The sequence below is a fragment of the Streptomyces sp. B21-083 genome (assembly GCF_036898825.1).
In the GTDB taxonomy this organism is placed as follows: domain Bacteria; phylum Actinomycetota; class Actinomycetes; order Streptomycetales; family Streptomycetaceae; genus Streptomyces.
Window position 1 is genome coordinate 1,228,443 of record NZ_JARUND010000002.1, and the last position, 25,033, is coordinate 1,253,475.

General features: G+C 68.0%; 21 protein-coding genes. 12 read left to right on the top strand and 9 right to left on the bottom strand.

From position 1 onward, the window contains the following. Window positions 1-67: 67 nt before the first annotated feature. From QA861_RS29620 to QA861_RS29645, 6 genes are all read right to left on the bottom strand, one after another. Window positions 68-1,147, bottom strand: a complete 1,080-nt coding sequence (locus QA861_RS29620) for a LacI family DNA-binding transcriptional regulator (RefSeq protein WP_334591746.1) — start codon at window positions 1,145-1,147, stop codon at window positions 68-70. A 52-nt stretch (window positions 1,148-1,199) separates the two neighbouring features. Continuing rightward, window positions 1,200-2,549, bottom strand: coding sequence for an ABC transporter substrate-binding protein (locus QA861_RS29625; protein WP_334591747.1), 1,350 nt, complete (start codon window positions 2,547-2,549; stop codon window positions 1,200-1,202). A gap of 116 nt (window positions 2,550-2,665) precedes the next feature. Then, window positions 2,666-3,499, bottom strand: coding sequence for a carbohydrate ABC transporter permease (locus QA861_RS29630; RefSeq protein WP_334591748.1), 834 nt, complete (start codon window positions 3,497-3,499; stop codon window positions 2,666-2,668). A gap of 14 nt (window positions 3,500-3,513) precedes the next feature. Next, complete coding sequence (locus tag QA861_RS29635) at window positions 3,514-4,497, bottom strand: carbohydrate ABC transporter permease (protein WP_334591749.1); 984 nt, start codon at window positions 4,495-4,497, stop codon at window positions 3,514-3,516. Window positions 4,498-4,813: 316 nt separating this feature from the next. After that, window positions 4,814-5,029: a hypothetical protein gene (locus tag QA861_RS29640; protein ID WP_334591750.1), complete on the bottom strand. Its 216-nt coding sequence runs from the start codon at window positions 5,027-5,029 to the stop codon at window positions 4,814-4,816. A 1,083-nt stretch (window positions 5,030-6,112) separates the two neighbouring features. After that, window positions 6,113-7,315 carry a cytochrome P450 family protein gene (locus QA861_RS29645; RefSeq protein WP_334591751.1) on the bottom strand — a complete coding sequence of 401 codons (1,203 nt, stop codon included), beginning with the start codon at window positions 7,313-7,315 and terminating at the stop codon, window positions 6,113-6,115. 919 nt (window positions 7,316-8,234) lie between these two features. On the opposite strand from QA861_RS29645, the gene QA861_RS29650 reads away from it, so the two are divergent. Both QA861_RS29650 and QA861_RS29655 read left to right on the top strand, forming a co-directional pair. Continuing rightward, window positions 8,235-9,428: an alpha/beta hydrolase family protein gene (locus QA861_RS29650; RefSeq protein ID WP_334591752.1), complete on the top strand. Its 1,194-nt coding sequence runs from the start codon at window positions 8,235-8,237 to the stop codon at window positions 9,426-9,428. Window positions 9,429-9,784: 356 nt separating this feature from the next. Beyond that, the gene (locus QA861_RS29655) at window positions 9,785-9,907 is read left to right on the top strand and encodes a hypothetical protein (protein WP_334591753.1); all 123 of its coding nucleotides are present in this window, start codon (window positions 9,785-9,787) and stop codon (window positions 9,905-9,907) included. Between the two features lie 124 nt (window positions 9,908-10,031). On the opposite strand, the gene QA861_RS29660 is transcribed toward QA861_RS29655, so the two are convergent. After that, a complete protein-coding gene (locus QA861_RS29660) occupies window positions 10,032-10,778 on the bottom strand; it encodes an SDR family oxidoreductase (protein ID WP_334591754.1) in 747 nt (248 codons plus the stop codon). A gap of 197 nt (window positions 10,779-10,975) precedes the next feature. On the opposite strand from QA861_RS29660, the gene QA861_RS47195 reads away from it, so the two are divergent. Then, a complete protein-coding gene (locus QA861_RS47195; protein WP_443041600.1) occupies window positions 10,976-11,158 on the top strand; it encodes a hypothetical protein in 183 nt (60 codons plus the stop codon). Between the two features lie 50 nt (window positions 11,159-11,208). On the opposite strand, the gene QA861_RS29670 is transcribed toward QA861_RS47195, so the two are convergent. Continuing rightward, the gene (locus tag QA861_RS29670; protein ID WP_443041670.1) at window positions 11,209-12,135 is read right to left on the bottom strand and encodes an RNA polymerase sigma-70 factor; all 927 of its coding nucleotides are present in this window, start codon (window positions 12,133-12,135) and stop codon (window positions 11,209-11,211) included. A gap of 344 nt (window positions 12,136-12,479) precedes the next feature. Between QA861_RS29670 and QA861_RS29675 the strand changes: the two genes are divergently transcribed. Continuing rightward, window positions 12,480-12,914: a ribosomal maturation YjgA family protein gene (locus tag QA861_RS29675; protein WP_334591756.1), complete on the top strand. Its 435-nt coding sequence runs from the start codon at window positions 12,480-12,482 to the stop codon at window positions 12,912-12,914. A 73-nt stretch (window positions 12,915-12,987) separates the two neighbouring features. On the opposite strand, the gene QA861_RS29680 is transcribed toward QA861_RS29675, so the two are convergent. Next, entirely contained in the window at window positions 12,988-13,797 is an 810-nt protein-coding gene (locus tag QA861_RS29680) for a FadR/GntR family transcriptional regulator (protein ID WP_334591757.1), read from the bottom strand. Between the two features lie 372 nt (window positions 13,798-14,169). Here QA861_RS29680 and QA861_RS29685 point away from each other — a divergent pair, with 372 nt between their 5' ends. From QA861_RS29685 to QA861_RS29720, 8 genes are all read left to right on the top strand, one after another. Further along, window positions 14,170-15,531: an ABC transporter substrate-binding protein gene (locus QA861_RS29685; RefSeq protein WP_334591758.1), complete on the top strand. Its 1,362-nt coding sequence runs from the start codon at window positions 14,170-14,172 to the stop codon at window positions 15,529-15,531. Beyond that, on the top strand, window positions 15,528-16,442 hold the full coding sequence (locus QA861_RS29690) for a carbohydrate ABC transporter permease (RefSeq protein ID WP_334591759.1): 915 nt from the start codon (window positions 15,528-15,530) through the stop codon (window positions 16,440-16,442). The genes QA861_RS29685 and QA861_RS29690 overlap by 4 nt, the downstream gene beginning before the upstream one ends. 118 nt (window positions 16,443-16,560) lie before the next feature. Next, window positions 16,561-17,412 (top strand): carbohydrate ABC transporter permease, encoded by an 852-nt coding sequence (locus QA861_RS29695; protein ID WP_334594878.1) that lies wholly within the window; start codon window positions 16,561-16,563, stop codon window positions 17,410-17,412. 107 nt (window positions 17,413-17,519) lie between these two features. Next, window positions 17,520-19,523, top strand: coding sequence for a DUF8034 domain-containing protein (locus QA861_RS29700; protein WP_334594879.1), 2,004 nt, complete (start codon window positions 17,520-17,522; stop codon window positions 19,521-19,523). Continuing rightward, the gene (locus tag QA861_RS29705; RefSeq protein ID WP_334591760.1) at window positions 19,520-19,864 is read left to right on the top strand and encodes an L-rhamnose mutarotase; all 345 of its coding nucleotides are present in this window, start codon (window positions 19,520-19,522) and stop codon (window positions 19,862-19,864) included. Before QA861_RS29700 ends, QA861_RS29705 begins: the two co-directional genes overlap by 4 nt. A 37-nt stretch (window positions 19,865-19,901) precedes the next feature. Further along, on the top strand, window positions 19,902-20,798 hold the full coding sequence (locus QA861_RS29710; RefSeq protein WP_334591761.1) for an amidohydrolase family protein: 897 nt from the start codon (window positions 19,902-19,904) through the stop codon (window positions 20,796-20,798). 37 nt (window positions 20,799-20,835) lie between these two features. After that, a complete protein-coding gene (locus QA861_RS29715) occupies window positions 20,836-21,834 on the top strand; it encodes an aldo/keto reductase (protein ID WP_334591763.1) in 999 nt (332 codons plus the stop codon). Between the two features lie 68 nt (window positions 21,835-21,902). Beyond that, on the top strand, window positions 21,903-25,013 hold the full coding sequence (locus QA861_RS29720; RefSeq protein WP_334591764.1) for an RICIN domain-containing protein: 3,111 nt from the start codon (window positions 21,903-21,905) through the stop codon (window positions 25,011-25,013). Window positions 25,014-25,033: the final 20 nt, after the last annotated feature.

Here is a 25,033-nt window from a genome sequence, read left to right on the forward strand (position 1 = left end):
TCGCTCACATCCCCCGCAGATGGAGCGGTATGAAGTGGTATGAGTCACGATGGTCCGGCGGAAACGGTCAGGCGGGGCGGTGCGGCGCCGGGCCGGTGCTCTCGCGGACGATCAGGTCGGGTTCGGCCCACAGCGGTGGTGGCGGGGTGTTGTCCGGGTCGAGCAGCCGGTGCAGCATCCCGAAGGCGCCACGCCCCAGCCCTTCGAAGTCCAGCCGTACCGTGGTCAGGGTGGGGTGGGTGTACGCGGCGTACGGCGCGTCGTCGAAGCCCATGACGCTGAGGTCGCCTGGCACGTCTCGGCCCGCCTCGCGGGCCGCCCGGAGCACACCGAGTGCGAGGTCGTCGTTGCCGCACAGGACTGCCGTGACCTGCGGATCGGCGACCACGCTACGGGCGGCCAGATACCCGGATCGCGGGCTCCAGCCGCCTTCCAGCGCCCCGGGGACGGAACGGCCGGCGCCGGTGAGCGCGTCCCGCCAGCCCTCGGCGCGCTGACCGACGCGGGTCGTGGTGGACGGGATCGTCATGTAGTGGACGGTCCGGTGGCCGAGGCCGAGCAGGTAGCGGGTGGCCTGGGCCGCCGCCGCCCGGTCGTCGAGCCAGGCTTCGGGTCTGCCGGTCCGCCCGTCCTCCCGCGGCCGCTCCACCACGGCGGCCGCGGGGAAGTCGGCGGGCAGCGCCTGCCAGGCCCCTTCGCCGGCTGCGTTGAAGGCGATCACCAGGACGGGTTCCCCGGGGCGGGCGAGCCGGCCGGCGATGTCGTCGGGCGTCAGCGGGGAGGCTTCGTCCAGGACACTGACCGATACGGCGAAGCCGGCTGTCCGGGCCGCCTCCTCTATGCCCCGCAGTGCGAGGGCGGCACCGTACAGGGTGGTGTCCGAGGTGAGCACCGTCACCGAGCGCACCACTCCCCCGGCCAGTGCCCGGGCGAGCCGGTTGGGCTTGTAGCCCAGCTCGTCGATGACCTCCAGCACCCGTTCCCGGGTGGCCTTGGCAACCCTCGGGCGGCGGTTGATCACGCGGGAGACGGTCTGGTGGGACACCCCGGCCGCCTTGGCGACGTCGAAGATGCTGACGGACCGCTGCCGGTCGGCGCCGTCCTGGGACGGCTCCTCGTCGCGGCGGGCCGGGGTGTGGTCCTGCATGTCCGTGGACTCCTGGTGGATCGTCGGTCGAGGCACGTGCTGTCGGCGGCGGCTACTTGATCGCCGCGTTGGACTCCTCGTTGACGGAATCGGCCGCCGCCTTGGGGGTCTGCTGGCCCAGCCACACCTGGTTGAAGGCGTCCTGCACCTTGACGTTGTACGTCGCCGAGGACGTGGTCAGCGGATAGCCGACGGTCGTGCCCCCGGCCTCCTTGGAGAAGGCGCTGACGTCCACACCCCGCTGCTGCCAGACGGCCACGTAGTCCTTGTTGAGCGTCGGTATGCCCGGCCACACCGACCCCTCGGAGACGATGATCTTCTGGGACTCCTCCGACCCGAGCCACTTCACCAGTTCCCACGCCTCCTTGGGGTGCTTGCTGCCCGCGTACAGGGCGTTGCTGAGCCCGTTGTACACCGTGCCCTTGCCCGCCGGGCCACTGGGCAGCTCGGCGACGCCGAAGTTGCCCTTCATCGAGCTCTGGTAGGCGTTGAGGTCCCAGCTGCCGTCCCACACCACGGCCGCCTGCTTGCGGGCCATGACCTGCGGCAGGGACGCCCCGCTGGGCGGGTTCGTGACGGAGGCCGGCACCGCCACGTGGTACTTCAGCCGCAGGTCCTGGACGAACTGGATGGCCTGCACGCACGACGGCTGGTTGATCGTCCACTTGCCCCACGCCTTGTCCTGGAGCTTGCAGCCGTTCTGCACCGCCGCGTCCCACCAGTCCGTCTGGCCGTTGGCCGACCCGAGTGCGAGACCGTACTGCTTGACGTGCTTGCTGTCGAAGCCCGGCTCGTTCGGGTGCTTGCCGTTGTCGTCGATCGTCAGCTTCTGCAGCGCCTTGACGAAGCTGCCGCCGTCGGTGGTGTTCCAGGACAGGCTGCCCAGCTCGTCCTGCGTCAGCCCCGCCTTCTCGAGCATGGCCTTGTCGTAGACCTGGGCGATGGTGTCCCAGTCCTTCGGCAGGCCGTACTGCTTGCCGTCCTGCTGCCAGCCCGTCAGGAGCTTGGAGTCGTAGATCGATGTGTCCAGCTTGTCGGCCTTGATGTACGGGGTGAGGTCGGTGAGGACGTTCTGCTGGGAGAACTGCGGGAAGTACGCCACGTGGTCCCAGAAGACGTCGGGCGCGGTGCGGCCCGCCATCTGGGTCTGCAGCTTGCTCCAGTACTGCGCCCAGGCGTTGAGCTCGATCTTGACCTTGATGTTCGGGTGCTGCTTCTCGAACACGGCGATCGACTTCTCCAGCGCCGGCTCCTGGACGGCGTCCCAGATCGCGTACCGCAGGGTGACGGTGCCTCCGGAGGAGGAGGTGTCCGAGCCGGACGAGCCGCAGGCGGTGGTGAGGCAGAGCAGGAGTGCGCTGGTGGCGGTGGCTGCCAGGACTCTTCTGGAGGAAGCGGACATGGTTGGGCGTCCCTTTCGGTGCGGGCGGTGCGAGGTGGTGCGGGGGGGAATCGGGGGGCCGATGGGCGGTGACGTCTTCGGTGGACGCGGACCGCTCGGCCGCGGCGGCGGACGGCCTACTTGAGGCCGGTCAGCGCGATGGAGCGCACGATGTGCCGCTGGAACAGAAGGAACACCGCGATCAGGGGAAGCAGGGCGAGGGCCGCTCCGGCCAGCACGATGTGCGGCAGGTCGGAGACGTGTTCGCCCTGGAGGGCGGAGATGCCCACGGTGATCACCCGGGTCCGGTCGCTGTTGGTGATGATCAGCGGCCAGATCAGGTTGTTCCAGGTGTTGACGAACGTGATGATCGCGAGGGTGGCGAGGATCGGACGGCTCAGCGGCAGCATGATCCGCACCAGGATGGTCCAGGTGTTCGCCCCGTCGATGCGGGCGGCGGCCTCCAGGTCCTTGGGGATGGTGCGGAAGTGCTGGCGTACCAGGAAGACGCCGTACGGGGTGCCGAAGACGGTGGGCAGGATCAGACCCGCGTAGGTGTCCACCAGGCCGAGTTCACGCATCATCAGGAACAGCGGCACGAGCGTGATCATCTGGGGCACCATCATCGTGGCGAGGTATCCCCAGAAGAGCCAGTCGCGCCCCGGGAACTCCATCCGGGCGAGCGCGTAGGCCGCCAGCGAGCTGAACACCACCTGACCGGCGGTGACGACGACCGCCACGATCAGGGTGTGCAGCAGGAAGGAGGACATCCCGTACTGGCCCCACACGGCACTGAAGTTGGCGAAGGTGGCCGGATGCGCGGGGGCCCAGGCGTCGGTGGACAGCAGGTCCGACGGCCGCTTGAGCGCGCCGTTCAGCGTCAGCAGGTACGGGGCGACGGACAGCAGCGCTCCGGCGGCGAGGATCCCGTACAGCGTCGTTCTGCGGACGGCGGTGGAGAGAGAAGACATGATCGTGGCCGTCCTCAGCTGAAGTCGTAGATGGTGCGCTTGCGGAAGTACAGGAGCTGGACGGCCGTCACCAGCAGGATCACGGCGAACAGCAGCATCGCCAGCGCCGAGGCGTAGCCGGTGCGGAACAGCTGGAACGCCTGCTGGTAGATGTGGTAGTTCATCGTGTCCGTCGACCCGCCGGGGCCGCCCTGGGTCATCACGTAGACGGTGTCGAACATCTGGAACGACCCGATCGTGTTGGTCACCAGCACGAAGAACATCGACGGGCGCAGCAGCGGCAGCGTGATCCGGAAGAAGCGCTGCACGGTGCCGGCCCCGTCCAGGTCGGCCGCCTCGTAGAGCGATTCGGGGATGGACTGGAGGCCCGCCAGCAGGAACAGCATGGTGTAGCCCGTGTACTGCCAGATGTTGACCGACGCCAGCACCGGCATCGCCCAACCGGTGGACGACAGCCACGCCGGGCCGTCCACACCGAACAGGGCCAGGAACTGGTTGACCACGCCGTGCTGCGGGTCGAACGCCCAGCTCCAGACGATGCCGAGGGCCACCGGCATGGCCATCCACGGCAGGACGAACAGCACCCGCAACACCTTGAGGCCCCGCAGCTTCCGGTTCATCGCGAGGGCGAGCAGCAGCGCGAGCACGGTCTGTGCGGGGATGTTCAGCAGTACGTAGTACACGGTGTTGCGCATCGCGCGCCACACCTCGCTGTCGCCCATCATCTCGCGGTAGTTCGCCAGCCCTACGAAGCGCGGGGTGCCCATCAGGTTCCAGTCGAAGAAACTGATGACGACGACCCCGACGATGGGCGCCACCAGGAACATCAGGAGCCCGGCGAGACTCGGCGCGAGAAGCAGGTACGCCTCCAGGGTGGCGCGGATCCGGCCCCGCCTGCGGCGGTGCCCAGCCGTGGGCGACGGCGGGGGTCCGGTCGGGTGACGGCGGCTGCCGTCACCCCCCGGAGAAGGCTTGGTATCAGGAATGTTATCGATCACACTTACGCTCCGTCGGGCGGCTCGTCCGGTGCAGCTGGGACACCGGCCGGAAAAGCATGGGGAAGCAGAAGCCACTGGAGGTGGGGCTCACGACGCGGCTGCGCGATGCTGCGCTGCTGGATGTGAGTGAAGTGTTAGCGCTAACGCATCACTCGTCAAGAGGTGTCGTGAGGATTCCTCGCGACGGACTTCGGGTGGGGATCCGCCAACCCCGGCATGGTCCACGGAGGAAGCCGCGCCCCACGGCCGGGAAGAACCGCGCTCATCCCGGAGCCCGGCGCCACGACTCCCGCTGCGCTCCGCTCCAACCTCATGGTCACCTGCGGGCGTAGGGACCGGGCGGTATCAGGGCGGGGCCGTCGGTGTCGATGTCGATGTCGACACAGCCGATCTCGGGGCGCGGGGCCGCCTCGACGGTCCTGCCGAGGGCAGTGGCCCGGTCGGGCCAGCGGTGGGTGCCGATCTCCGCTTTCAGCAGCGCGAAGAAGCTCTCGGCGGCGGCATTGTCGTAGCACGAGCGGGTTCGTCCCACGCGTGCCGCAGCCCCAGCCGGCGTACTTCCCGGCGGAGTTCGTCAGCGGGGTACTTCGCTCCGCGGTCCGAGTGCACGATGCAGCCGGGCTGGAGGTCGCTGCGGCCAACGGCCACCGTCGGTGCGTCGACCACCAGGTTTTTCGAAGGCCGATGCAGTTGCTAAGGCGGCCACTGTCCTTACGTCCAGGTCCCGCCTCCCACCGCGCAGGTCGCGCAGCCAAGCCATCCGAGCGGTCCTTCAAATGCCGCCCCTCGGCGGGTGGTCGGGAACTCCCTCCTCGTCGCTCGCCTCGCTGCTGGACCCGCGCTACCTCGCGGGCAGCGCCTCGATGAGCGGCCCCATGGCCGCAGCCGGTGGCTGTCTGCGCGCCCTGGACAACCGTTGGAAGAGCCAATTCCGGTGGCCATCAGCCTGGACTCAACTGGCCGCACATCTGGACTTTGCCACGGCCGCCGTCAGCAGGCACCACCCGCCTCACACTTCCCGCGCGGGTGCCCCACTCTGAGTGAATCTTCCGAGGCCGGGCGCATGTCTTAAGAGTCGACTCGCGGTCAAGTCAGCCGCCTGACCTGCTGTTTCGGCGTCCCGTTAAAGGATAAGCGGTTCAAAGCTGGTAAAGTTATACGTGTCGTTTTAGGGTGGCTCGCGCTAGCCTGAAAGGCACGAAGGACCTGCCCCGGCACCACCCGGGACAGGCCTCCATGCAGATCACGAGCCCGGTCGCCCATCAACCGACCGGGCTCGCTGCATACGCAGCCCCGGCCGTGGCCGTCTCGTGTGTGGGCGTCCTACTGGACGAACTGCCCCACCATGGCGATGATCGCCACCAACAGAGCCGCGACTCCTAGTCCAACCTGCCACCTCTCGGGGCCGGTCCAACGCTTACGCGGCTTCTGCTCGCTCGATACCACCACTGCTTCCTCCTGTTCCTCCAATCGCCCTGACAATCAGGGCGTCCGTCGCAACTCGCTCAGAGTTTGACGGAGTTGAGGGGAGGAGCAGGCGAAGCGTGGATAAGCATACGAGCACGGAGACTCCAACTCGGACTCCTGGGCGGGAAAGTCCGTGTCCAGGCCCCGATCAATAGGTCACTGGCAGCGAGAGTAGACCGCGGGCACGCATAGACGGCCGCCATTTCAGCCCAGCCAGCGGGACATCGAGAGCCAACCCCGGAAATCGTGCGAGGAGCGCGGTGAGGGCGATCTCGGTCTCCATACGGGCCAGCGGTGCGCCAAGGCAGTAGTGGATGCCGTGGCCGAGGGCGAGGTTACCGGTCGTGTCACGACTGATATCGAGCCGATCGGGATCGGTGAAGCGGCGCGGGTCGCGGTGGGCGGCGGCCAGGGACAACAGAACTGTCTCACCGGCCGGAATGCCGACCCCACCGATCGTCACGTCCTCGGTGGGGAATCGGCGGATGGCCAGCGGTACGGGGCCGTCGTAGCGTGCCAGTTCCTCGACCGCGCTGCCCAGCCGGCTGGGATCGGCACGGAGCTCGGCCAGTTGGTCGGGGTGGCTGAGCAGGGCCAGGGTGGCGTTGCCGATCAGGTGGACGGTGTTCTCATACCCGGCGAAGAGGATCAGGAAGGCCAGGGACATGAGCTCGTCCTCGCTCAGCCGGTCTTCGCCATCTCGTACGGCGATCAGGGCGGAGAGCAGGTCGTCGGCGGGACTGGCCCGTTTGTCGGCGAGGAGCTGGCGGAAGAAGGCCAGCATGGACCGGACGGCGCCTTTCGCCTTGTCCGGCTGAGCGCGGTCCGGGGCCACCAGGGCATCGGTCCAGGACCTGAAGTCCTGCCGGTCGTGCGGGGCCACACCGAGCAGGTCACAGATCACGGTGATCGGCAGCGGCGCGGCGTAGGAGGCGATCACGTCAGCGCGGCCGAGCGGCGCCATGGCTTCGAGCAGTAAGTCAGCGGTTTTCCTGATGGGTTCGCGCAGGAGGGCGATACGCCGCGGGGTGAACGCCTGCGACACCAGGCGCCGGATACGGGTGTGGTCCGGCGGGTCCATGTTGAGCAGGTTGGCGTCCAGCGCCGGCGGCAGCGAGAACCCGTGGTAGCCGCCGGGTGCCGCGTTGCGCTTGTCCAGCGAAAGCCGGGGATCGGCGAGTGCCTGGTGTACATCGTCGTAGCGGGTGACCAGCCAGGCCGGAAGCCCGTCCGTCCCGGTGATCCGGTGGACAGGCCCGGCTTCGCGGAACCGCGCGTACACGGCGTACGGATCGGCGATTAGCTCGGCGGGGTCAACTAGGGGCAGTTGTCCGGGCGTTGTGATTGGCATGGTCTCCACCCTAGACAGGTGAGTCTTTCCCCTTGTTCCGCCGCTGCCCTCGAACTCGTCTCAGCGTTCGTCGGGCAGTTTATGAGTCCGCTGCTCGACTCAACGGCAGGGTGCGCTTCCTCAACGCTCGTCGGCCGCCGACGACGTCCGGAGGCCCACTACTGGACCGAACGATGTCTTTGCTACGCCCGGTCGAAGTCTGGCGACCAGCGGCAGGTGCGTCGGTGAACGACCCGTAGGGAGAAGGGCCGGGTCACTCGTCCGAGACCAAGATCCGGTCCATCCCCGGACCACGTTCTCACTTGCCCACCAGCTTCGCACCGTCCCTGCAGGTCAGCTGGGGTACTGACCGTGTACCACCAAGAGACGAAGAACCTTCTGGTGTCGTACTCACCGAAGAAGCTGGGCTTCTTCTAAGGGCACGAAAAAGGGCGCCTGAGCTGGGCTTTTGCCCGCCAGGCGCCTTTCTCTCGGCCCACTCGGAGCAAGTACCGACTTACGTCATCCACTCCCAGTTCCTCCCACCACTGTCCTGCTCCTGACCAGATGGCGACCGACGGTGTCCGCACGGCGGCGCGGATTCCATGGCCAACAGCACGCCCGACGCCTCATGGACAAGCCAGGTCCCTTCCTACGCCACGGTGCCGGAGGCGCTGGTCACGGCCCCGGCTACGCCCATCACTCACGACTTCACGCCTGCGCGGACCCCTCCATGCGACGCCGGCTGAGTGACAAATGTCAGTGAAAGTGATGAGGAAGCGCAGTAGTTTGCCGACAGTGCGGTTCATAGCCTTGCGGTAGGTGTCCACGTGCTTGGACACCCCTCGTACGTCCCGCCAAGGAGATCGCCATGCCGCGTCCGGCCGCATTCTCACCGAGCGACACCCGCCGGAGCACCGGAATCAGCAGGAGACGCGTGGTGACCACGGGCACCGCCCTCACCGCGGGACTCGCTCTGACCGCGGCCCCCGGCACCCCCGCCGTCGCCGTGTCGCCCGGCCGAACGTCAGGCGACCTCCAGCCGCCCGTACGGCTCGTTCTTCCGCCGCCGAGCGGCCCCCATGCCCTTGGCACCGTCGCGGTGCATCTCATCGACCACAGCCGCCGGGACCCCTGGGTCGCGCGGCCGGCCCGGGAGCTGATGGTCCAACTCTGGTACCCCGCACGCGCAGTTGGCGGCCCGCCCAGGGCGCCGTGGATGACAGGACAGGCCGCGAAGGTCTTCCAGCAGACGGGGTATCTCCTTCCCCAGTACGCTACGCTTCCGGACACGCATGCCCGTGTCGGCGCGGTTGCGGACACGCGCGGGGGTCGACGTCCGGTGATCCTCTACTCCCACGGTCACGGCCAGCACCGCAACTCCAGCACGGCGCTGGTCGAGGAACTCGCCAGCCACGGATACGTCGTGGTCACCGTCGACCACACATATGACGCCGGGCAGGTCGAGTTCCCCGGTGGCCGGGTCGAGAAGTACGCGATGCCTCCTTTCACGGCGGAGGACGACGACCCGGTGATCCTCAAAGCGGTCGACGCGCGGGTGACCGACACCCGTTTCGTACTGGAGGAGCTGTCGCGGCGCGTACGGGGCCGCCGGTATCCGCTTCCGCACGGACTCGGCGACATCCTCGACCTGTCCAGGACCGCCATGTTCGGCCACTCCCTGGGTGGTGCGACCGCAGCCTCGGCGATGGCGGCAGGGGCACCGATCGCGGCCGGCGCCAATCTCGACGGCAGCCTCTTCGGACCGGTGGTGACCAAAGGGCTACGCAAGCCGTTCCTCCTCATGAGCGAGGACGCGGACAACAAACCGAGCTGGCCCGAGATCTGGCCCCGGCTGCGAGGCTGGCGTCGCCATCTCCGGCTGACCGGTACCCGGCACTTCTCGTACACGGACTACGAGACGTTCATGCCGCAGGTCGCCGAGCGACTCGGAGCGACCGACGAACAGCTGGCCGAGTTCATTGGCCCGCTCGACGGGACACGCGGCATCGACGTCCAACGCCGCTTCCTGCTCGCCTACTTCGATCTCCACCTGCGCCACCGTCCCGCCCCCGTCCTCGAAGGACCGTCGCCCCGCTATCCGGAGGTGCGCTTCATCGGCGGAGCCGGATGATGTGACGGTGCCCTCGGCGAAGCAAGGTCCCCACCGTGTCGGGCACCGTCGGCCGGCCCCGACGCAGACGAGGTGTGGAACACGGCTCCGGCCTGGGCGGTTTCCGCTCGGTGGTCGAGGGGTCCAGCGATGCGCGTGGCCGGCGGTGACCGCTGCGGCATGTGTCGGCGGGGCGGACGGATCAGGCTCGCGTCGACGACGACGTGCGGCATCTCCCCGGGCGCCCCCAGCGCCCCCAGCGCCCCCAGCGCCCCCGGCGCTCCCGTCGGCAGGGCGACGGCGTGGCCCGGTCGGGGAGACCAGCGGCAGGCGGCATGCCGGTTCAGCGCGGTGGAGACGACGTTGAGACGACGTTCATGCGCTCCCCGAGATCCGTGAGTTCCTGGCGGCGGTTCCGTGACCCCGGTACGCAGCTCGGCGGCTTCTGCGGTCAGCGATACGAAGGTGGCAGCGAGGTCGACGCGGTCCTCATCGGCTAGGGACATCATGTCTCCACGACCTTGCGTTCGACGCGCGCGAAGCACTTTTTGCCGGTATGAACGCGGCCCGTCGTCAGACGGCATGGGTGGCCCTCTCCTGGTCGGGAAGGGCCACCCCGAGAAATTACTTCTGCCGTGCGAGCCAGTCGGCGAACTTCGTCCCGGCTCGGCGGGCGCCCGGGCCGGGCAGGAGGGTGTCGTCCTTCAGGGGAGCGCCCCAGTACGTCGCCTGCGGGTCCGTGACGATCTTGCGCGGTTCGTTCAGGGCGGTCAGCCCCATGCGGATGAACTCCTCCAGCTGGAACACCTCGGGGCCGCCGACCTCCACCACGCCGCCCACCGGTGCGCCGACCGCGGTGCGGGCGACGGCCACGGCCACGTCGTCGGAGACGATGGGCTGGATCTTGGCGTCGGGCAGATGCACGGTGTCACCCTCGGTGACCCCGTCGGCGAGGCCCTTCGCGAACTCGAAGAACTGGGTGGCGTGGACGATGGAATAGGGGTTGCCGGACGCCTTGATCAGGTCTTCCTGGACCTGCTTGGCGCGGAAGTACCCGCTGCCCTGCAGGCGGTCGGTGCCGACCACGGACAGGGCCACGTGATGTGCCACTCCGGCCTGCGTCTCCGCCTTCAGCAGATTGGTCGTCGAGGTGCGGAAGAACTCCATGACCGCCTCATCCTCGAACGAGGGCGAGTTCGACACGTCGACCACGACCTGCGCGCCCTCCAGGACCTCGGCGAGCCCCTCGCCCGTCAGCGTGTTGACGCCGGTGTTGGGCGACGCCGCGACCGCCTCGTGCCCGTGCTCGCCGAGCCCGGTGACCACCTTCGAGCCGATGAGCCCGGTTCCACCGATCACTACGACCTTCATGAGGGAGTTCCTTTCGGGTCTACCTGATGCCTGTATCAGTAGAGACCAGGCGCTGGCTCTGTTTGTGACACCTTCAGGGTTTGGTAGACGCGAGGCAGCCGCACGTCATGATCGTCCGCCGGGGCAGGGTGCGAGACATCGAGCCACACACGCCTCCCTTGATCTCGGTGGTCGTGCGACGAGGGATCAGCGCGCCCGTGGAAACAGGCCGCGAACCCGGCGGCGAACAGTGGCTCGGGGTTGGTTCCCCGGCCGTCTCCACCCGGTTCGACGGGCAGGCGCAGGTGTCGAGGTCCAGGATTTCGTCGTTCGAGCGTGCTCTCCCCGAGGCTCTCCCGTGGGCCGCCGCATCGCCGGTCACGGTCACCGTCGTGGCGTAGACGGGTCCGAAGGAGTCCCCGTCGAAGTCCTGCTCGGCGACCAGACCCGTTCAGGTACCCAGCGATGCCACGTAACGTGCCAGCTTCTCCGGATTCATGACCCACATGGCCCGCTCGATGCCGCGCTCCGAGATGTCGAGGGTCAGCAGGACCACGGCCGTCCCTCCGTCCGAGACGAGGGCGGCCGGCCCGCCGTTGGCCTCGACCCACTCGATCTCCTTGTGCGGCCAGAAGCGCGGGCTGAAGGCGGCGAGATACCTGGAGACGTGCACCAGGCCGTCGACCGGAATCCGGGACGCCCCGCGCAGCCCGTTCCCGTCGGTGTAGCTGATGACGTCCTCGGTGAGGATGTCCTCCAGCACAGCCAGATCGCCGGTCTGTGCGGCGGTGAGGAACACCTCCATCAGCCGTCGGTGCTCGGTGGCGTCGACGGGCTTGCGGCGCTGAGAGGAGACGCGCTTGCGCGCGCGGCTCACCAGCTGGCGCGTGTTGGTCTCGCTGGTCTCCAGCATGTCCGCGATCTGCCGGTAGGGGTAGTCGAAGGCTTCCCGCAGCACATAGGCCGCCCGTTCCACGGGGTTCAGTCTCTCCAGGAGGAAGAGGACCGCCAGGTCGAGCGCCTCGGCCCGTTCGGCGCCCAACTGCGGATCGGCGCGCGTGTCGATCGGCTCCGGCAGCCAGGGGCCGATGTACGACTCGCGCCGCACCCTGGCGGACTGGGCCAGGTTGATCGCCAGGCGGGCGGTGACGGTGGCCAGGAACGCCTTCGGCTCAAGTACCACGCCACGGTCGGTGTGCTGCCAGCGCAGCCACGCCTCCTGGAGAATGTCCTCGGCCTCAACGGCGCTGCCGAGGACGCGATAGGCAATGCCGAAGAGCTGGGGCCGCACCGCCATGAACACCTTCGTCGCCTCGTCGAGGGAGTCCATACCGGTGAGAGCGCCCGTGCCGCCGAGGGAGTCCGTGCCGTCCCTCATACCCATGCGTGCCGCCTTCAGTTCTGAGCCGTTCGCGCAAGCGCTTGCCCATAGTACGCAGGCGGGTCAGAACGGCGGAGCACGGTCACGGTCGAGCCAGTCGTACGGCCAGCACGGACGCGTCCGGCCGTTCGGGCAGCGCGACGAAGCCAACCTCCTCGTGGCGGGGCGCCGGAGCACGGCGGGTACGGCAGGACGGCGATCGTGGTGAGCTGAGAGGACTGACACGACTGCCGGATCAGCATTCCCTGGTGGGACACGGCTTCCAGGGGTTCGAACTCGCCTGGCCTGTCGGCTTGCTGCCGCCGGCACGCGAGCACCGGGACGTTTGGCAGTATGTTCCTGTGCCCTTCGTCCCCGGAGCCAGTGACCGCGCCGTCGAACCGGCACGGATCCGTCTGACGGCGGCCGGGGCCGCGGTGGTGACCGTCGGCGCGGGGCTGGGGCTCCGTGCGGTGGCCGTGGGCGGTCTTGCCAAGTACGGCGGAGACGCGCTGTACACCGTCCTGCTTCTCACTCTTGTCATTGTGGTGGCGCCCCGAGTGACCCCTCTGACGGCCGCCATGAGCGCGCTGGCGATCAGTTGGGGGGTGGAGTTCCTGCAGCTCAGCGAGGTGACGACGGAGCTCTCCCAGCACAGCGCCATCAGCCGCCTCGTGCTCGGTTCGACCTTCAATCCACCCGACCTGTTCTGGTACGCGGTCGGTGCGGCAGCGGGCTGGCTGATCCATACCGCAGTGGGCCCCCGCCCGGCACGTCGCCGTACAGCGTGCAGGTGACACAGGCTTCCGGCGGCGAAGTGCTCCTGCCCGGCGGACGGGACCGCGGCGGCCTTCACCGGATTGTGCGGCGTTATCCGAACAGGCGGCGCTGGATCTCCCGCCGGTAGTCCTCCAGCGTCCTGTCCAGGTGTACGGCCGTGGCCTCGGCCGCCTCGTCGGGCCGGCCGTCGCGGATGGCCCGGTAGATCGCCTCGTGCTCCTCGACCGCCAACCCTGTGTGGGCGCTGAACGTGTCGTGGATACCGATCGCGCTCGACTGCCGCTGCAGACGTCGCGCGTCACGCACAGCGCTGACCAGGAAGGCGTTGTGCGAGGCCGCCGCCACCGCCATGTGGAAGTCCTCGTCCGCCTGGTTGAACACCTCGACCTCGCCGTGCTCGTACCCGTGCCGACACTGCCGCATGCCGACTTCGACGGCACGCAGCTCGGCGGGCGTGGCACGGGTCGCCGCCAGGCTGCTCGCAGCGACCTCCTGAACCCTGCGGAACTCGAACAGCATCAGGACATGATCAAGGTCGACCGGCCGGAAGAAGCCTCCCCAACGGCTCGTGACGAGCATCCCCTCATCGTCCGCGACAAACAGACCACGCCCCTTGTGCGCCCGGACACGACCGAGCGCCGAAAGAATCTTCACAGCCTCCCGCACCACCGCCCTGCTCGTGTCCAACCGCTGAGCCAGATCAATCTCCGTAGGCAACCGGTCACCCGCCACCAACCGCGACTCGGCGATGAACTCAAGAATCCGCTCCGCCACGATTTCGTATCCGGGCCGGTAGTCGCCCCGCCCCCCGCCCGAGCCGTTCACCGCCGCAGGCGCGGCGGGCGAGGCGGGCGAGGCCTGCGCCACCGAGGCCGCTTCGGTCGTTGACGTGTCGTTCATCTGAGCTGCCTCCCGGGTGACTACGGCGAACGCGACTGATCGCCGTGAAGCCATACCCACCGTATCCCAGACGACCAATAAGTCGTACTCATTGAGTGACGAGGTCACCCGTCACACATCGGGTACTTAAGTACAAAACGGCTATACGTTGCCTGTTTCCTATTGATCGTCAAGAGGCGATCCGCAAACTCGCCAAAGTGGCGGCGGTCATACCCTTGACGGACCCCTTAATAAGGCGGCTAATTTCTTCCACGGCGGTAGCAGTAGAGCCGCCTTCAGTGCCCGACGCCCGCCCGGGACGGCCCGGCGTCGGTCCAATCCACGCGCCACCCTCGGCTTGGTACGGGCGCCCGCAATTCAGTGGAGTCACACATGACCGTCAACATGCCTTCGTCCAGCTCGGCAAGAGCGCTCGGCAGGAAGCGTGCGGCGTTGCTGGCCGGGTGCGCCGCCACGGTGTTGCTGACCGTGACCGCCTGCGGTGGCGGCACGGCCAGTACGACCACCAAGGACGGTTTCGCCCAGGCGCCACAGAAGGACGGTGCCTTGACCGTCTGGGTGGACGCGACCCGCATGGACGCCGCGAAGCTCTATCAGAAGCAGCACCCGGACGTGAAGCTGGACATCGTCAGCTACGACGGTGACGCCAACGGCTCGAACTACCTCCAGACGAAGGTCCAGCTCTTCAACCGCACCGGCAAGGGCTGGCCGGACGTCGTCTTCAGCTCCCAGAACAACGAGGCCAGTTGGGCGGTCGAGGCGGGCTTCGCCGCGCCGCTCGACAAGGGTCTCCTCCCGTCGACGACCCTGGGACAGTTCGCCAAGGGAGCCAACGACGTCTGCACGGTCGACCACACCGTCTACTGCCTGCGCAACGACCTCTCGCAGGCGGTGCTCTGGTACAACGCGCCGCTGCTGAAGGAGTTCGGTTACCAGGTCCCCACGACCTGGGAGGAGTACCAGCAGCTCGGCGAGAAGGTGGCGAAGGAACACCCCGGCTACCTCGTCGGAGACGCGGGCGACTCCTTCACCCCCGAGATCTACCTCTGGGCGAGCAAGTGCGGCGCCAACCAGATCACCGGCCCGAAGTCCGTCACGGTGAACACCACCAGCGAGGCCTGTACCAAGATGGCCAAGCTGCTGGACGTACTGATCAAGAACAAGTCCATGTCCATCAGTGGGGTGTTCAGCACCGACTTCGCCAAGAACGAGGCCGACAAGGTCCTGCTGATGCCCGGCCCCGCCTGGTTCGGCGGCGCGGTATTCAGGGACGGCCTCAAGGTCCCGGCCAAGCAGATCGCGGTGGCCCCCATGCCGCAGTGGCAGGGCGACTCGTCGCCGTCCACCGGCAACGTCGGCGGCGGCACCTGGCTGATCTCCAAGCACTCCACCCACCTCAACGCGGCCACCGACTTCCTGCAGTGGGTCACCACCGACAACGCCTACCAGGGTGAGAAGGCGCCCGGCTTCCCGGCCTACGCGCCCGCGGCCGAGAACTGGCTGAAGGGGCAGGAGGCGTCCGGCTACTACGTCGGCGACCTGAGCGCACTCAAGAACGCCTCCACCCAGGTCTGGCCGGAGTGGGGCTCGGGCCAGTTCAGCCAGGAGGCGATCTGGGCCGCCACCGTCAAGCCGGGCCTGACGCAGGGCAAGTCCATCGTCTCGATGCTGCCGGCCTGGCAGGACTCCATCACCAAGTACGCGAAGTCCAACGGATACAAGGTCTCCCAGTGACCGCGACCCACTCCTCGGCCGGTTCTGCCGGGCGGCGCCCCCGTGGCGCCGCCCGGCAGAACCGGGCCGGCCTCGCCTTCGTCGCCGGCTACGTGCTCCTGCTGATCGCGTTCGGCATCCTGCCCACCGGGTACGCCGTCTACTTCGCCTTCACCGACGCCGGAGGCACGTTCACCGGCTTCAGCAACTTCGTCACCACGGCGCAGGACTTCCGCTTCATGGACGCCGTGGGCCATGTCGCGCTGTACCTGCTCTTCTGGCTGGTCTCACTCGTGGTGTTCGTGGTGGCCCTGGCGCTGCTGCTGCACCGCCTCGCCTCGGGCCCCGTCAGCAAGTCCCTGCGCTTCCTCTACTACATCCCCGGAGCCCTCGCCGGTGCCGCGAGTGTCCTGGTGTGGCTGTTCATGCTCGACCCGACGGTGAGCCCGGTCAGTTCGCTGCTGGGCACACTGGGATTCCACACCTTCGGTGAGGTCATCGCTCCCGGCAACCTGGCCCTGTTGTTCACGATCGTCGCGTTCTGGACCGGCGCGGGCGGCTGGATCGTCGTCATCTACGGCGCGCTGAACAACATCCCCCAGGACGTCATGGAGGCCGCGCGCATCGACGGCGCGAACGCCTGGCAGACCGCCTGGCGCGTGCAGATCCCCATGCTCCGCAAGTGGATCGTGTACATGGTCATCCTGGCGTTCGCGGGCGGCACCCAGCTCTTCGTCGAACCGCAACTGCTCTCCCTCGCCAGCGTGGGCGTCGCCGGACGCGACTACTCGCTCAACCAGCTGACATACGACTTCGCCTTCCAGATGAACAACATCAACGGCGCCGCCGCCGTCTCGGTGGAGCTCCTGGTCGTCAGCGTGTCCGCCGCCGCGGTCTTCGTCGCACGGTCGGGGTTCTTCGATGCCGACTGAGACCACCGCTGCCGGACCGGCCGCCGCCACACCACACAGGGAACGGGAAGCAAGCGTCATGAGCCCAGCGCACCACCAGGCCCTCAAGGTTCGGCAGGCCCGTTCCGCGCGTCGCCTGATGCCCCGCCTGCTGGCCGGCTCCGTACTGGTTGTGTTCCTGGTGTTCTTCGTGCTGCCGGTGGTGTGGCTCGTGCTCGCCGCGACCAAGACCGACCAGCAACTCGTGCACGGCAACCCGCTGTCCTTCGGCTCCTGGCACGCCCTGAAGACCAACTGGGACGCCCTCACGGCGTTCCAGGACAACGCCGTCCTGAAGTGGCTGGGCAACTCCACGCTCTACGCGGTGATCTCGCTGGTCATCACCCTCTGTGTGACCGTACCCGCGGGTTACGCCCTCGCCATGACGGAGTTCCGTGGACGGCACGCCCTGTTGGTCTCGACGCTCGTCGTGATGCTCATGCCGACCGCCACACTGGTGGTGCCGCTGTTCCTGGAGATCAACGCGGCGCACCTCATCGGCACGATGTGGTCGATCATCCTGCCGTACTCGTTCTACCCGTTCGGCGTGTACCTGACGTACATCTACTTCACCACCGCCGTACCCAAGGACCTGCTGGCGGCGGCACGGATGGACGGCTGCTCCGAGTTCGGTGTCTTCCGGCACATCGCGCTGCCGCTGGCCACCCCGGTCATCGCACTCGTGGGCTTCTTCAGCTTCGTCGCCAACTGGACGAACTACTTCCTGCCGTACGTGATGCTTCCCGAGAGCGGCCAGATGCCGATCCAGGTGGGCGTCGCCAGCCTGCTCAGCAACGTGCCGTCCTTCAACCCGACCGTCGGCTCCCTCGCGATCGAGCGACCGCAGCTGGCGCTGGCCACGCTGGTGGCCATCACTCCGGTGCTGGTCGTCTTCCTGTTCGCCCAGCGATTCCTGGTCAGCGGGATGCTCGCCGGAGCCACCAAGGAGTAGGCGCCCGCCGACGGCTTCACGTCATGACGCCCCGAGTGGCGATCGTCCGCCCCACCGCCGTACCCGGCGTGCGCACCCCGCCGCCACCCCGAACGGAGAACCTCGCCATGCCCTTCAGCCCTTCCGACAGCACGTCGGGTGACGACGCTCCGGCCCCCGGCCGGCCGTTCCCGCAGCCCGAGGTGCGGGCCTCGGTACCGGTGCTCGAACCTCCGGGCTGGGCCCTGGCGCAGCGGTCCCTGTTCGACCTGCTCGACCACGCCTGGCGCCGCTTCGCCCGCGACTTCACCGGCCCGGACGGCCGACTGAACTACACCGGGGAACTGACCACCCGTGACGGTGTGGACGACTTCTACGAGGTGTTCTTCAACTGGCCCCAGCTGTACCTCCTCGGCGGCGCCGACGACCTGCTGCCCGCCGCCGAGAAGCACTGGGAGGGCGTGACCAGGCAGCTGACCGAACTGGACATGCTCCAGGGCGAGTACGAGCGCGGCTACGACTGGTTCCACCAGGGCGAGAGCCTGCTCCTGCTCTACTTCCTGTGCATGGCCGCCCCCGAGCGCTGGTCCGAACGCGCCCTGCGCTTCGCCGAGTTGTACGTCGACCCGGCCAAGGGCAACTACGACCCGGAACACCGCGTCATCACCCGCCCCCACAACGGCAGCGACCCCGACCGCCAGGGCGTATCCGACGACGCCGTCTACCCGTGGCTGCCGAAGGAAGCGGAGACATACGGCTTCCCGCTCGACTGGCTCCCCGAGGCGGCCGACGGCCCGTTCCCCCTCACCGAGGATCCCCGTCTCGGCACGCAGATGCGCGAGCGGATGGGCGTCGGCGACACCGCGGTCAACCTCGCCGCGGCCGGTCTGGTCCTCAACGCCTGGATCCTGTCCGGCGAGGAGCGCTACCGCGACTGGATCGTCGAGTACGTGGGTGCGTGGCGCGAACGCACCGAGGCGAACGGGGGCCTCATCCCGGACAACGTAGGCCCCGACGGGGTCGTCGGCAGCCTGCTGGAGGGCCGCTGGTACGGCGGACACTACGGCTGGTCCTGGCCGCACGGCTGGCACAGCGTCGGCCACGCGGCCTGCGTGGCGGCCCTCGCTGCGGCGACGGCCACCGGGGACGACGGGCACCTCTCCATGGTCGCCACCTCGCTCGACGCCCTCATCGCCCGCGCCAAGGTGATGCCCCACACGGAGGCGGACTCCAGTCTCCCCTCCAAGTGGGCGGCCGAGCTCGGCCCGGACATCCACACACCCACCCCGCATCTCCCGTTCCGGCACAACGACTCGGGCTGGTTCGACTACAACCCGGTCACCGCACCCGTGCCGATGGCCCTCTGGCACCACTCGGCCGCCGACGCGGACCGGGCCCGGCTGGACGGGCTGCGCGCAGCCGACGGCATCGACTGGCGCACCGTCCGGCCCTTCCGCGCCAAGGAGGAGTCCGGGCACGAGAAGGCGTGGTTCGCCTTCCTCGCCGGTGACGACCCCGGCTACCCGGAGCGGATGCTCGCCGCCGCACAGGCCCAGGTACGCCACCGTCTGAGGCGCGTCGACCGCTACCGCGACCTGGACGTGGACGAGGCCGACATCCACGTGTGGCAGCAGTGCAACCCTGTGGCCACCGAAGCCCTCGTCCAGCTCACCTGGGGCGGCCCCCAGGTGATGTACAACGGCGGTCTGCAACAGGCCCGGCTGCGCTATCACGACGCCGAGGCCCGCCGCGCCGGCCTGCCGCAGGACGTGGCCGCCCTCGTCACCTCCATCGACCCGGACGCGACCACCGTCGAGCTGGTCAACCTCGCCCCCGAGACGGATCGTACGGTCATCGTCCAGGCGGGCGCCTTCGCCGAGCACACCATCGCCTCGGCCCGGTACACGACCTGCGCGGACGACTGCTGGATCGGGGACATGTACGACTACGGCCACACCGAGCCGATCGTCACCGAGACCGAGACGAGCTGCGACAGCCCCTTCCTCACGGTCCGGTTGCCCGCGTCCACCCGCATCAAGCTCGTCCTGCGCCTCGGCCTGCGCGCCAACACCCCCAGCTACCGCACCCCGTTCGACGCGACCGGCTCGGACACGGGGAGGGAGACCCAGTGAAACGCATCGCCCAGACCATCAGGCTCAGGCCCGAACACCGGGAGCAGTACCTCGAACTCCACTCCGCCGTCTGGCCCGGCGTGGAAGCCGGGCTGCACCGGGCGAACATCCGCAACTACAGCATCTTCCTCCACGGCGACATGCTGTTCGCCTACTTCGAGTACCACGGCGACGATTTCGAGGCGGACATGGCCACTCTCGAAGCCGACCCCGAGACCCAGGAGTGGTGGAAACTCACCGACCCCTGCCAGGAACCCTGGCCCGACCGGGGCGACTCGCGCCAGTGGACGGAACTCGCCGAGATCTGGCACCTCACCCCGCCCGGCGACACCATCGCCTGACGCGGCCCGCACCAGACCGACCGACTTGGAACCTGCCGTGACCTCCACCTCCGCCTCCACCTCTATCTCCGCCCTCGTCGACGCCCATCACCACGTGTGGGATCTCGACCGGCGTCCGCAGCCCTGGCTCGACGACCCCGACGTCGCGTCCATCCGCCGTACGTTCACCCCCGACGACCTGCGCTCCACCGCCACCCACCCCGTCGCGGGCCGTCGGCTGCACAGCACCGTGGTCGTACAGTGCGTGCCGGACGTGCCCGAGACCGAGGACCTCCTCGCCCTCGCGGAGCAGGAACCGCTGATCGAGGCCGTGGTCGGCTGGGCGGACCTGACCTCACCGGCGATCGGCGAGGTGCTGGACCGGCTGCTCGCCGGACCGGGCGGCGCCTATCTGCGTTCCCTGCGCCACCTCGTCCAGGGTGAGACGGAACCCAGCTGGCTGCAACGCCCCGATGTGGAGCGGGGGTTGGCGGCGGTCCAGGACCGCGGGCTCGGCTACGACGTACTGATCCGCAGCCAGCAGCTCGACCAGGCGATCCGCCTGGCCGAACGCTTCCCCGAGCTTCCCCAGGTCCTCGACCACGCCGGCAAGCCGCCCATCGTCCAGCGTGAACTGGGCGACTGGGAACGACAGATGCGTCTGCTGGCCGGACACCCCCAGGTGACGTGCAAAGTGTCGGGACTGATCACCGAGGCCGACCACACCACCTGGACCACCACCGACATCCGCCCCGTCTGGGACACCCTGCTCACCGCCTTCGGCCCCGACCGGCTGATGTTCGGCTCCGACTGGCCGGTCGCCAACCTCGCGGGCGGCTGGAACCGCTGGGCCGCCACCGTCGACGAACTGCTCGGCGACTGCACCGAGGACGAGACCCACGCGCTCCTGGCCGGCACCGCGACCACCTTCTACCGCCTCCCCGCCAGCCGTTGACCATCGGCGTCCGCGCTGAAGGGACCTGGAGAACACGATGACCCTCGCCGCCCGCTACACCGCCGCCCGCACCCTGGACACAGCCCCCACCGAGACTCCCGCCCCCGGTCCCGGCGAGGTCGAACTCGCCCCCGCCTACGTCGGGATCTGCGGCACCGACCTGCACATCTTCCACGGCGACATGGACACCCGCGTCCACACCCCCGCCGTCCTCGGACACGAAATGTCGGGCCGGATCGTACGCGTCGGCCCCGAGGTGGCGGGCTGGGCACCCGGAGACACCGTCAGCGTCATGCCACTGCGCTGGGACAACACCTGCCCCGCCTGCCAAAACGGCCACCAACACATCTGCCAACACCTCGACTTCATCGGCATCGACTCCCCCGGCGCCATGCAACAACGCTGGACCGTACCCACGTCGACCCTCATCCGGCTGCCAGACACGGCCCACCGTCTTCCTCGCCTCCGACGCCGCCAACTACATACACGGCACCACCCTCCCCGTCGACGGCGGATGGCTCGGCCGATGACGAAGACCGGCGACCTGGCCTCCGTCCTCGCGGGCGCCGGCATGAACCAGACACCCATGCTCACCCGCTTCCTCCACGAAACCGCCGCCGACCTCGTCATGCTCGCCGGCCGCTACACCCTCCTCGACCAAACCGCACTCGACGACGTACTACCCAGCGCCCAACAACACGGCAAAAGCGTCGTCGCCGTCGGCGTCTTCAACTCCGGTCTCCTTTCCCGCGACCGACCCGCCGAAGGCATGAAATACGACTACCAGGAAGCCCCACCGGACCTCGTCGCCCGCGCCCGAGCGATCGCCGACGTCTGCGAGGAGCACGGCACCAGCCTTCCCGCCGCCGCCATCGCCTTCCCGGCCACGCACGCCAGCACCGTCAACGTGACCCTCGGTATGCGAAATCGCGAGCAGGTGACACGGAACGTGGAGCTCCAGCGCAGCGCCGTTCCCCAGTCGCTCTGGGACGAGCTCCGGTACCAGGGGCTGATCAGGTCCGACGTCCCCATTTGACGACAACACCCCCGGAGCCGCCGTATGAACGCTTGCCCGACCGTCCGAACCAGCATGAGGGGCAGACGATGAAGACCGCCGCCTTCGCCATCCGCAAGGTGTCAGCAGTACTCGCGACGACTCTCCCGGCCGTGCTGCTGACGTCCCTCACTACGCCCACCCCGGCCTCGGCCGCGACCCAGGCGACCTACTACGTCGCCCCCAACGGCGACGACTCCAACGCCGGCACGATCACGGCGCCGTTCAAGACGCTGCAGCACGCACGGGACGTCGTGCGCACGGTCAACAGCAGCATGAGCGGAGACATCAACGTCTATCTCCGCGGCGGCAACTACCCGGTGAGCAGCACCATCAACTTCACGTCGGCCGACTCCGGATCGAACGGCCACCGTGTCGTGTACGCCGCATACCCGAACGAGAAGCCGGTCCTGAACGGAGGCGTTCAGGTGACCGGCTGGACCCAGCACAGCGGGAACATCTGGAAGGCCCCGCTGAACCGCGACAACAAGCTCCGCGCGCTCTACGTCAACGACAAGCGCGCCCAGATGGCCTCGAAGACGATCAGCTCGGCCGGATGCTACGGGACCTACAGCGTCACGGCCGGCCAGGCTCCCTGGGCCTGGGAGTCGGGTTCGCAGTGCGACGGAGCCAAGTACGGCCTCTCCGATCTGCCCGCCGTCGCCTCCAACCAGGACGACGTCGAAATCAAGTATGCGACGACCTGGACCACGGCCATCGTGGGAGTCCGCCAGATCACCACGAGCTCGGACGGCACCAATCGCGTGGCCCTGTTCCAGCAGCCGGGCGCGGCCATCGCCCAGGGACCGCCGAACGGCAACTTCAACGCCGGCGGCTCCCACACTTTCATGAACGCGTACGAATTCCTGGACCAGCCGGGTGAGTTCTACTTCGACAAGACGAATCACGAGCTGTACTACTACAAGTCCAGCTCCGAGAACATGGCTACGGCGCAGGTCTTCGCGCCGAACAACGTGTCCACTCTGATCAAGGTCGCCGGCACGTCCACCACCGCCCACGCGCGGAACATCACGTTCTCCGGGCTCACTGTCGAACACTCCGACTGGAACCTGACCAATGTCGCGGGCTCCGTCTTCCGGCAGGGCCAGCAGGGCAACGCCGGCTCGACCGTGTACGCGAAGAAGAACTTCCACGCGTACACCTACCGCAACGTCGACCTGCCGCCGGGGATCATCCAGATCGAGAACGCCGACGGGATCATCCTGCAGCGCAACACGGTGCAGCACACCGGCGCCGACGGAATCAACCTGGTCAACGACGTGACGGACTCGCAGCTGACCGGCAACGTCACGAACGACACAGCCGGATCCGCCATCACCGTGGGACACCCCCAGCACGTGTACATCGGGGACTACACCTCGACGAACAACGAGAAGTACCCGGTCAACGTCGAGGGAGTCGACAAGAACATCTCGATCACGGACAACTACCTGTACGACAGCGCGGCGTTGTTCCAGGGATCCAGCGCCGTGTCGGCGTACTTCGTCGATTCCCTGTCCGTCGAGCACAACCGGATCGAGAAGTCCCCGTGGGCGGGCATCACCCTCGGCTGGGGATGGTGGAACTTCGACGGTTCGGCGAACTCGATCCGACCGGGCGTGCCGACCACCACGGCGAAGAACAACACCATCAGCTACAACCAGCTCGTCGACACGATGCAGGTGCTCGGCGACTCCGCTCCCATCTACACGCTGGGCAGCCAGCCGGGAACCGAGATCAGCGACAACTACATCCAGGGCGTTCCGGCCGGCCACAAGTACGGAATGCACCCCGATGAAGGCTCCGCCTACATCAACGAGCACGACAACGTGCTCGACATCGATCCGAACGTGGCCTTCGCCATCAACTCCGGTACCTGGGGCCGGCAGCACGACCTGAGCATCACCAACACCTACGGCACCGTCGACAAGATCAACGACAAGAACGTCCCGAACAGCACCATCGAGGACGTGCGCGTGTATGCGGACGGCGTGTGGCCGTCGCAGGCGTACGGCATCGCCGTGAACTCCGGTCTGGAGGACGCGTACAAGGGCATCGTCCCGCAGAGCAGCCTGAGCCTTCAGGACTACGCCCTGCCCGCGAGCACGTTCACCGGCCAGGGCGTGGCGTCCATCCCCGTGCGCACCATCGGTGACGCGGCCAGGACTGTCTGGCTGGCTCCCTCCGGTACGACGACGTTCGCCGTCGGCCCCACCATGACGAAGGCGGCCGGAACCGCGACGACCATCAGTGTCCCGCCGACGGCCGGCGACTACCGCCTCTACGTCGTGGACGCGCAGGGGAACGCGTCCGCCGCGTCGAAGTCGCTCGTACGCCAGCGTTGGGCCTACGTCGACGACAAGGACTCCGGTCTCACCTACTCCTCCGGCTGGTCGAACTGGAACGACTCGCAGGACTTCAAGGGGTCCGAGAACTTCACGAGCAGGGCGGGCGACTACGTCCAGTACTCGTTCACCGGCCCGGGCGTTCGGTATCTCGGCATGAAGCAGCCGAACATGGGGAAGGTCGACGTCTACATCGACGGCGCCCTGGCCCAGTCGGGCATCGACGCCTATTCCTCGACGGTGACGAAGCAGGTGCCGCTGTTCGAGAAGACGGATCTCGTCGCGGGTCCCCACACGATCAAGGTCGTGTGCACCGGAGCGAAGAACGCGGCCTCTTCCAGCACCGTCTGTGCACTGGACGCGTTCGCCTCCATCGCCTTCCCCGACGCGAACGCGTTCTACAAGGTCCTCAACAAGAACAGCGGCAAGGCGATCGACGTCTCGGGCGGATCGACCGCCGCGGGGGCGAACATCCTCCAGTGGAACGACACCGGAGCGCTCAACCAGCGCTGGCGGTGGGTCGCGGTGGGTGACGGCAGCTACGAGATCGTCAGCCAGACCAGCGGTCAGTTGCTGGACGTCACCGGCGGGTCCACCGCGGACGGCGCGACCATCGTCCAGCAGCCCGACAACAACGGTGCGGACCAGCACTGGACACTGATCGCCGCCGGAAACGGCTACTACAAGATCAAGAACGTGAACAGCGGCAAGCTGCTCGCGGTGTCCGGCTCGTCGACCACAGCGGGCGCTCAGCTCGTGCAGACGACGGACACGAACGCCGACAGCCAGCTCTGGCAGGCGGTGAACGTGGGCTGACTCGACTCCCTGCGGGACGG

Coding starts and splice junctions, on each gene's coding strand:
- QA861_RS29620 (WP_334591746.1), bottom strand. CDS start 1,147: ATGCAGGACCACACCCCGGCCCGCCGCGACGAGGAGCCGTCCCAGGAC.
- QA861_RS29625 (WP_334591747.1), bottom strand. CDS start 2,549: ATGTCCGCTTCCTCCAGAAGAGTCCTGGCAGCCACCGCCACCAGCGCA.
- QA861_RS29630 (WP_334591748.1), bottom strand. CDS start 3,499: ATGTCTTCTCTCTCCACCGCCGTCCGCAGAACGACGCTGTACGGGATC.
- QA861_RS29645 (WP_334591751.1), bottom strand. CDS start 7,315: ATGCCAATCACAACGCCCGGACAACTGCCCCTAGTTGACCCCGCCGAG.
- QA861_RS29655 (WP_334591753.1), top strand. CDS start 9,785: ATGCGCTCCCCGAGATCCGTGAGTTCCTGGCGGCGGTTCCGTGACCCC.
- QA861_RS29660 (WP_334591754.1), bottom strand. CDS start 10,778: ATGAAGGTCGTAGTGATCGGTGGAACCGGGCTCATCGGCTCGAAGGTG.
- QA861_RS29670 (WP_443041670.1), bottom strand. CDS start 12,135: ATGAGGGACGGCACGGACTCCCTCGGCGGCACGGGCGCTCTCACCGGT.
- QA861_RS29680 (WP_334591757.1), bottom strand. CDS start 13,797: ATGAACGACACGTCAACGACCGAAGCGGCCTCGGTGGCGCAGGCCTCG.
- QA861_RS29685 (WP_334591758.1), top strand. CDS start 14,170: ATGACCGTCAACATGCCTTCGTCCAGCTCGGCAAGAGCGCTCGGCAGG.
- QA861_RS29695 (WP_334594878.1), top strand. CDS start 16,561: ATGCCCCGCCTGCTGGCCGGCTCCGTACTGGTTGTGTTCCTGGTGTTC.
- QA861_RS29700 (WP_334594879.1), top strand. CDS start 17,520: ATGCCCTTCAGCCCTTCCGACAGCACGTCGGGTGACGACGCTCCGGCC.
- QA861_RS29715 (WP_334591763.1), top strand. CDS start 20,836: ATGACCCTCGCCGCCCGCTACACCGCCGCCCGCACCCTGGACACAGCC.
- QA861_RS29720 (WP_334591764.1), top strand. CDS start 21,903: ATGAAGACCGCCGCCTTCGCCATCCGCAAGGTGTCAGCAGTACTCGCG.